Below are 8,215 nucleotides of genomic sequence, written 5' to 3'. Positions count from 1 at the left end.
CAAGGCGTTCGGCGAGCGCAGCGAGAACTTTTCCGCCGCTGCGCGGCGGAAAAGTAACGGCATTTTTGCAGGCTGTCGGAAAAGTCCTTGGACTTTTTTGACAGCCTGACGGCCCGGACCGCACACAGTGCGGTCCGGGCCGTATTTGTGCTGGGCGAAGAAGTGCGGATCAGCCGTGGGCCATGTTCCTGGGCTGGGGTTGCACGGCGGTCTGTTTGTCGAAAGCGGGGTTGGTGAGATAGACGTTTTTCGCGTCCATTTTTTCCTTGCAAAGCCGCAGACACTCAACTATCCAGACAGACCGAAGTGGAAGGGGACAAGCCGCTGACAAGGCTATGAGAAAGCCAGTGCAATGACGCACTGGCTTTCTTTTTTGATGGGAAGAGGGAACCAATGGCTCTGTCTATGTAGGCACCTCGCAGAATTCAATGCATCTTAAGCCATTATAAGGTCAATTCAAACCAATAATTAAACTAGTGGTTATAACGGTTTTGCTGCAATAAATCGCTATTATGGAACAACATCAACTTGCATAGGGGAATTTATATCAACTCTATACCAATACTCATCATTGCGTTTAAAATATATAAAATTTCGGATATTGGGAAATTGACTTCCGACTTGGGACCCTGCAAGTTTTACTGTTTCAACTGTATCGAGACGGATGCCATATAACGATCCCTCAACACTGTCTCGGTAAATAAAGTAATCATTATAAAGATTCCCTTCATCTACTAGCCCATTCTCACCAATTGTTGCGAGGATATGAGTTTTACCATGTTCAAGATCTAGTCTAGCAAGATAATCTTTATAAATACCTTCGTTACTCCAACAAAAAACTTGCTTATCCGAAACTCTAAGTCCTCGGATCTCTTTGCACGGATGACCGGGAATAGAGACTTTATACTTCTTTTGAATGGTGAAATTATTGTTTAAATCCATCTGATATATAAATTGTTCAGAATCAAGAAGGTAAAGACTTCCCCCGCATATATCGGCGGCCTTTTTATAATATGTACACTTATCTGGCGGCATAGGGACTTCTCTCGTCCTCCCAGTAATCACATCATAAACGTAAATCCATACTGTATATGCTGGACAATACGCACTTTTTGTGTAAACGACATAATTTCTTGTGACACGCAACAGTTGTAAAGAGGTATCCCCATTAACAATCGCTCTATGTTCCTGACAGGATAAGTCAAATAATTCTATGGATTTCTCCTGCCGCCCCAATTCTACAACGATAGTGTCATTTTCTAAGAATTGCGCAGAATGCAGAGTGGTAGGTGGAAATTCTGCTAATTCCACTTTGGCGTTGGTCCGTTTGTCGAATAGGTTAAACTCGTATTTAGTCTTATCAAGACCTCCGAAAACTGCTAAAACAGAAAGAAACGTCGTATTCGGAATGGTAAAAACAAAGCTATCCGTTTCAATACATTTTTTTATGGAAACATCTTTTGAGAAAATCTGACCTAGCAATTCATCACTAATTTCATGAAAACCTGTATATGTATTTTCGTTTTCACTATCTATTTCAGAGGAATATTCAGCAGTATCTTCTGGCACATACCCATATTTCTCCGCCAAACCCTTGGCCCCGGTAGCAGTATAGAGCAGGTCGATACGGTCCATGATCTCCTTGCGGCCTTTGGTATTGACGCTGAAGGCATCCAGAAATTCCTGCTGGTACTCCGTCTCATCGTAGCTGTCACCATCCTGGAGATACAGATACTCTAATACGGTCTGCAAAATGGCCTTTTGGGTGGGAATGTCCTCAATTGTTTCGATGTACATGGGATCAATGCCAAAAGGCGGCTCCTTAATCTCCAAATATCTCTGTACAGCCCGGATATAGTTCTGTTGATTTTCGTTCGGTGCCTTATCAGCAGTAAGCCGGTAGAGTACGCCAACCAGAAACAGGCGGTCATTTTTGTCAAGTTTGATAATATCAAAGGGTGTATAGACAGAATAGAGGTGGGCTTTCTCTTTGGAATCAATGTAGTCATACAAACTATCCATGTTTCCATTGAGTTCTCTCAACACCGATTCGAGATCTCGATTGCCCTGACGGACTTCTTCCAGGATGTGCTTGAGTGCATCCTCTTGTTTTTTGCCAAATGCCTCATACGCTTTCGCGGCGTCGGCCATCCCTTTTTTATATTTTTTGTTAAACATGGTGCTCCTCCTTCATAAAATCATAGTCCTCTCCAACCACAATATTATAGAACTCATTTTTTAGGAAGTCCCTCTTGATTTCATGGATGAACTTATAGTCGCTGACAATGCGGTACAAGGTGACAAGGGCGCCCCCAACGTCCAGTTTTGTCAAGTCCTTAGTAAACGCTGTGACGAGGATATTGCTCCCTGTCGCCATGGCATTGGAGTAACTGAGGATCTTCCGGGTCCTGACTTCGTACATGGAAGGGGTGCCGTCCCGGTCTTCGTTGTAGAACAGCCGATGGATGGTCGCGATCAGTTGGTTAATGAGGGCCGACAGCGCAGCCCCTCTAGTAATGCTCCACATGTCAATGTAAGCGCGTTTATTATCGTCTTTGAATGGAAACATAAATCGATGGGCCATTTCAGGGCTTAATGTCCCCAAGAAAGGGATTGGGAGACTTTGCTTGGTAAAGTAGTCGGAGCCAAAGTGGATCGCCTGCCTTGCCGTGGATGCCGCCAGCAACATAGGGTCATTCTGGGCGTATTCAACTGCTTTATTCATCATCCCCATAGTCCCCAGAGGATAATGGCGAATAATATACCCATTGGAAACTTGATAGGTTGTGACAATATCGGATTTTGTCAACGAATTTGTCATAATATTAGCCGTGCCGAAGATCCAGCCGAGGACGGGATCGTGGCCCAGCGTGCGGTAACGATGCGTCGTCCCTGCAAGTCCTGTTTCAGAAATATGGGTACTGGTCTTGATTGCGTCATAGGGAACACTCTGAAATAGAGCATCCTCCCATGTTGGCGGCGTGATTTGGCCGATGGTATCTCCAACCAGAGTATCGCCCTGAGCCGCAGTAATTCGCAGTTTGTCATTTGTCAGTAGGTATTGCCTGGCACATTGCAGGGCAACACACAGGAAGAGAAACACTGTATCGCTTCCGCTGAGTTTCGTCTTTTCCCGGAACTGTCGGTCAATCTGGTCAATTACATACCCGGCCTGACCTGAAAACTGCGCTACTCTTGCGTATTCGTCCTGCACCTGCGTCAAGTGATCTTCGATTTTTTGTGTGGTACTGTCCAATGTGTCCATGGCTCTCTCCATGATGGCGTCTTTCTCTCGTTTCAACCGTTTTAATTCTCTATCCATGCTGTACCTCCTGACATTGCGTAATATATTCTCCCTGGCTCTGCAACCACATCTTGGCGCCTTTTCCGAATACCTCTGCCTCAATCAACCAGCCTTCCGCATCCTGGCTGATGACCTTGGCGGTAGGCAGACGATCCAGCACCGATTCCAGCGAGGGGCCGGAGTAATGGAACCGGAGCTGTTCCAGCCTGCCGCTGTACATGAACTGCACCCGCTTGCGAAATTCACCTTCTTCAAAACGATTGCTGTAAGGAATCCTGAAATGCTCGTCCAGCACCTTAAAATTTTGAATTCGGTCGATTCGGTAGATGGTAGGGAACAGGTCATCCGGGTTCTCAAAGTCTGACCTGTCCTCCAGAAAAGCGGTCAGATAGAAGTAATACTCCGAAAACATGATCCCAACGGGCCAGACCCGCCGCTGTACTTGCTTTGGCTCCTTCATCCGCTCATAAGTGATCTCCAGTATCTGCTGTTTTTTCACCGCCTGTCCAATCTCCCACAGGCCGGTGAGAATGGGCCGCCCGTGGTGAGGTGCCATGTAGTGGTGCTTTTCATTGGCAATCAGATCAGAGACGGCCTTCTTATTTTCCTCCGGTACACAGCAGTCGATCAGCTTGTCCAAGATCGGCAACATCTCATTTCGAATCATAGAGCGGCTTTCCAATAGAATCTTGCAGACGGCTAATATTTCGCCGTTAGTCAGCCCTTTGGGTACGCTGTTGACCAAGCGGTAACCCCGCTCTCTGCGATCATAAATCACGTCTTGGGGGAGGTTCTGTTCTGTCAGAAAACACCGCAGAGACTCCATATCTCGCTGAACGCTCCGCTCGGTAATCCCATATTCCAGCGCTAGGGTACGCTTGTTCAAGACCTGCCCGGCCATTAACCGGGTGTAGACGGCCAGCATTCTTGCCGATTTTGCCTCCGGTAAGTGTTCCATAATCCTCCCTCCAATTATTTGTGCAATATGTCTATATCTGTAAAATATATTAACCTAAATTTCAGGCCATGTCAATTGCTGTCATTCTTGGGTAACATATACCCAGCGAGGTGATGACATGAATTCTGCCTACGAATCAGAGTACCGCCAACTGGGGCTGCGTATTGCATATTACCGAAAACTCCGTGGTCTAACACAGGAGCAGCTGGCAGAGAAGGTGGACCGTACCCCAGCATTTATCGGCCATGTAGAGGCCCCAAATATCAAGAAGGCAGTATCACTGGACACGCTGTTTCAGATCGCCTCTGTTCTGGATGTGCCGGCATATAAGTTCTTGCAATTTGATGAATAGTCCTCATGTTGTTTGTAGTATAGCAAATGAAGTGGACAGTCACTGTCATTCTCGAAAATTTCTAACAATTTAATTCTTTTCATTGTGGAAGTAACATCTCAATAATCATTAAGGAGGTGTTACAACCTATGGAAAATTACCGTAAAGAACTGCGTGGCCTAAGAACTGGAAAGCGACCGCCGCAACGCTCTGGGGAATATTGGACAGAGGATGAAGTGCAGAAATTGACGACCATGTTCGAAGAGGGCATCGGAATTTCTGCGATTGCGGTTGAACTGGATCGTACCGAAGTGGCCATTTACCAGCAGTTAGAGAAGAAGGGATTTCTTGCAAATCAATGCAAGCCCAGAAACAGAAAGAAGTTAGAGCGCATTGTTCAGGATTGCCTCTGTCCATTCTGTGGGAATAACTCCTGTGCAAACTGTGGAAAGGATTGCAGCCATGCTGGAAATGTACGATGACCTTCTGACAGTGGACGAGGCTTGCGAGGCGTTGAAGGTCGGTAAAAATGCGCTGTATGCATTGTTGGCAGAAAAGAAACTGAAAGCCTATAAAAATGGAAGGGTATGGAGAATCCCCCGCCTTGCGATTGAGGAATATATCAAAACCCAAGCAAACCTAATATGAGAAATACCCTGGGCCACATGGCCCAGGGTATTTTTCGTTAAAGTGGCGATTCTCAGTGATATATCATCCCTGTGATATACTCCGGGGCAACCGGAAGGGGCTGGAGCATATCGAAATCAATTTAGAGAGGAGCCGATCACAATGAATCAACACTTGGTGCGCCTCAGCACCCGCTCCATGAGTCGGGCAGACTGGCTGGCCCAACGGCGGAAGTCCATAGGCGGAAGCGATGCCGCTGGGATCGTGGGCCTAAGTCAGTATGCCACACCCTACACGGTATGGGCGGATAAGACAGGTAGGTTTGCAGATCAGGAGGACAACGAGGCCATGCGGCAAGGGAGAGACTTGGAAGAGTATGTGGCGGAGCGATGGATGGAGGCCACCGGAAAGACTGTCCGTCGCTCCAATGCCATACTCTACAATTCTCTTTATCCCTTCGCCCACGCTGACATTGACCGGACTGTGGTGGGTGAGAACGCTGGGCTGGAGTGCAAGACCACCTCAACGCTGAATCTCCGACAGTTCAAGGGAATAGAGTTTCCGGAGAAATATTACGCCCAGTGTGTCCACTATCTGGCGGTAACAGGTGCTACACGCTGGTATCTCGCTGTACTGGTCTATGGACGTGGTTTTTTCACCTTTACTCTGGAGCGAGATCAAACGGAGATCGACGCACTCATGGCCGCAGAGCAGGATTTCTGGAAGCTGGTGGAGCAGGGTAGCCCTCCAGCCCTGGATGGCCTGGAGCCTACTGGAAACGCTTTGCAGCGCATCTATCCTATTAGCAGAGGCGGGGACATCCACCTCTTTGGGAGAGAACAGTTGCTGTCCCGGTATTTTGAACTTCAATCCCAGAAGAAAGAAATCCTGGAAAGTATCGGGGCTATCGAGAACACCATCAAGGCGGATATGGGCGAGGCAGAGCGTGGAGACTGCGGAATTTATTCTGTCTCATGGAAATCCCAGACCCGGCAGATCTTTCAGCCCCAGGAATTTGCCAGGGCGCACCCTGAGATTGACCTGGCACCATTCTACAAGCAGATCACAGCGAGGCCCTTCAAGGTAAAGGTATCAGAAGTTGAGAAAAATCTGAAAAACGCAGGATAATTTAAGGAGGTTTTTATTATGCCAGCATTAGTAGAGAGCATGATGTATGTCCGTGAAAAGCCGTGGCACGGCCTGGGAACCCGAGTAGAAGAGGCACCTACCAGTACCGATGCGCTCCGCATGGCAGGTCTGGACTGGAGTGTAGTACAGCGGAATATCCAGGTTTGCGGCGGGGCCAAAATCAAGAACTATAGAGCAAATGTTCGGGATTCGGATGGAACAGTGCTGGGCGTTGTCTCTGACCGCTATAAAATCGTCCAGAACGCCGAGGCATTTGAGTTTACCGATTCCCTGATTGGTGGGGATGTGCGATATGAGACTGCCGGGAGCCTGAATGGAGGCCGGAAGATCTGGCTGTTGGCGAGGCTACCCGAAACAGAAATCGTTGGCGACAAGACCGAGCCATATCTTTGTTTTACGAACACCCATGATGGGAGCGGGGCCATCCGGGTCTGTATGACGCCAATCCGGGTCGTCTGCAACAATACCCTGAACCTGGCTTTGGGGTCTGCGAGACGGGCGTGGTCTGTCCGCCATACCGGAGACATGGCGAGTAAAATGCATGAGGCCCGGGTTTGTCTGGAAATGGCAAGCGCCTATATGAACGATTTGAGCCAGACGGCAGACCGTCTGGCAAATACAACTGTCACCCGTGACAGATTGCGGGAGATTCTGGACGAGATGTTCCCCGTTACCGAGGAAAGCACCGACCGAGAAAAACAGAATATCCAAAAATTAAAAAATGAGTACATGGTCTGCTACTTTGCCCCTGACATTTTGAAATTCCGAGGAACAGCCTGGGGAGCCGTCAACGCCATGAGCGATATGATCTCCCACAACGCTCCCAGGAGAAAGACAGCGAACTATCGGGAGAACAACTGGGGACGCATCATGGACGGCCACGCCATGCTGGACAAATTCGTGTCCCTGGTGGCCTAAGCGGGAGGAATTGAAATATGGCAACTGCAAACAAAATGATTCAGCAGGCGATGCAGAAGTCAGCCGTTGTAACTACGGGTAAACCCGCATTACAGCAGTATATCAAACAGATGGAAAGAGAGATCAAGAAGGCGCTCCCGAGTGTGATAACTCCGGAGCGCTTTACTCGTATTGTCTTATCCGCATTGTCTACCAATCCGAAGTTAGCGGAGACAACACCGCAGTCCTTCCTGGGAGCCATGATGACAGCAGCCCAGTTGGGTGTCGAGCCAAACACGCCGCTTGGTCAGGCCTACCTGATCCCTTATCGGAACAAAGGCGTGATGGAGTGCCAGTTCCAGTTGGGCTACAAGGGCCTGATTGATTTGGCCTATCGCTCTGGGGAGATCTCCATAATTCAGGCCCAAGTGGTCTACTCGGAGGACGATTTTGCCTTTTCTTTTGGGCTGGAGCCGACGCTAAAGCACATTCCCACCGCCAGTAAACGTGGCGAACCTGTATTTGTATATGCGGTATTCAAGACGAAAGAGGGCGGGTATGGATTTGAGGTCATGTCCATCGAGGAGATTCGGGCATTTGCGCAAAAGTACAGTAAAACCTATGACAACGGCCCGTGGCAAACCAATTTTGAAGAAATGGCGAAGAAAACGGTCCTAAAGCGAGTGCTAAAATATGCCCCGCTCAAGACAGAGTTCTTGCGTGGACTGGCCCAGGATGAGACTATCAAGCAAGAAATTAGCGATGATATGTACTTGGTGCAGCCCACTGTGGTAGAAGATGTAGTTTCTGTGGATTCAGCAACCGGAGAGATAATCCAAAATGAACTATAAATGCACAAACAATCGCTTTAATTTGCTTAATAAGAACGGAAAAAGGACGAAATAGAAGAAAGTACAAAAAGAGGGGAGGAGGGTCCGGGGGGAGGGGG

9 protein-coding genes are annotated in these 8,215 nt (G+C 48.2%); 6 read left to right on the top strand and 3 right to left on the bottom strand.

The window, feature by feature from the left end; all coding sequences use genetic code 11:
- Positions 1 to 510: 510 nt before the first annotated feature.
- Genes B5F19_RS16010 through B5F19_RS16000 form a run of 3 tightly spaced genes read right to left on the bottom strand, consistent with a single transcriptional unit; the run spans position 511 to position 4,262 of the window.
- A complete protein-coding gene (locus B5F19_RS16010) occupies positions 511 to 2,178 on the bottom strand; it encodes a hypothetical protein (RefSeq protein ID WP_087292516.1) in 1,668 nt (555 codons plus the stop codon).
- Positions 2,171 to 3,322 (bottom strand): hypothetical protein, encoded by a 1,152-nt coding sequence (locus B5F19_RS16005; protein ID WP_087292512.1) that lies wholly within the window; start codon positions 3,320 to 3,322, stop codon positions 2,171 to 2,173. The genes B5F19_RS16010 and B5F19_RS16005 overlap by 8 nt, the downstream gene beginning before the upstream one ends.
- The gene (locus B5F19_RS16000; RefSeq protein WP_087292509.1) at positions 3,315 to 4,262 is read right to left on the bottom strand and encodes a WYL domain-containing protein; all 948 of its coding nucleotides are present in this window, start codon (positions 4,260 to 4,262) and stop codon (positions 3,315 to 3,317) included. Before B5F19_RS16000 ends, B5F19_RS16005 begins: the two co-directional genes overlap by 8 nt.
- Before the next feature lie 118 nt (positions 4,263 to 4,380).
- Here B5F19_RS16000 and B5F19_RS15995 point away from each other — a divergent pair, with 118 nt between their 5' ends.
- The 6 genes from B5F19_RS15995 (at position 4,381) to B5F19_RS15975 (ending at position 8,117) form a co-directional block, all read left to right on the top strand.
- A complete protein-coding gene (locus B5F19_RS15995) occupies positions 4,381 to 4,614 on the top strand; it encodes a helix-turn-helix transcriptional regulator (protein WP_087292506.1) in 234 nt (77 codons plus the stop codon).
- Positions 4,615 to 4,742: 128 nt separating this feature from the next.
- On the top strand, positions 4,743 to 5,075 hold the full coding sequence (locus tag B5F19_RS17325) for a hypothetical protein (protein WP_140394269.1): 333 nt from the start codon (positions 4,743 to 4,745) through the stop codon (positions 5,073 to 5,075).
- On the top strand, positions 5,056 to 5,241 hold the full coding sequence (locus B5F19_RS15990) for a helix-turn-helix domain-containing protein (protein ID WP_087292519.1): 186 nt from the start codon (positions 5,056 to 5,058) through the stop codon (positions 5,239 to 5,241). The genes B5F19_RS17325 and B5F19_RS15990 overlap by 20 nt, the downstream gene beginning before the upstream one ends.
- A 141-nt stretch (positions 5,242 to 5,382) precedes the next feature.
- Positions 5,383 to 6,348: a lambda-exonuclease family protein gene (locus B5F19_RS15985; RefSeq protein ID WP_087292502.1), complete on the top strand. Its 966-nt coding sequence runs from the start codon at positions 5,383 to 5,385 to the stop codon at positions 6,346 to 6,348.
- A gap of 18 nt (positions 6,349 to 6,366) precedes the next feature.
- Positions 6,367 to 7,287, top strand: a complete 921-nt coding sequence (locus B5F19_RS15980; RefSeq protein ID WP_087292499.1) for a DUF932 domain-containing protein — start codon at positions 6,367 to 6,369, stop codon at positions 7,285 to 7,287.
- A 17-nt stretch (positions 7,288 to 7,304) separates the two neighbouring features.
- Positions 7,305 to 8,117 carry a recombinase RecT gene (locus B5F19_RS15975; RefSeq protein WP_087292495.1) on the top strand — a complete coding sequence of 271 codons (813 nt, stop codon included), beginning with the start codon at positions 7,305 to 7,307 and terminating at the stop codon, positions 8,115 to 8,117.
- Positions 8,118 to 8,215 lie beyond the last annotated feature (98 nt).

It is taken from the genome of Pseudoflavonifractor sp. An184, assembly GCF_002160305.1.
Taxonomy (GTDB): Bacteria; Bacillota; Clostridia; order Oscillospirales; family Oscillospiraceae; genus Lawsonibacter; species Lawsonibacter pullicola.
This window is presented reverse-complemented; position numbering and strand designations above follow the sequence as displayed.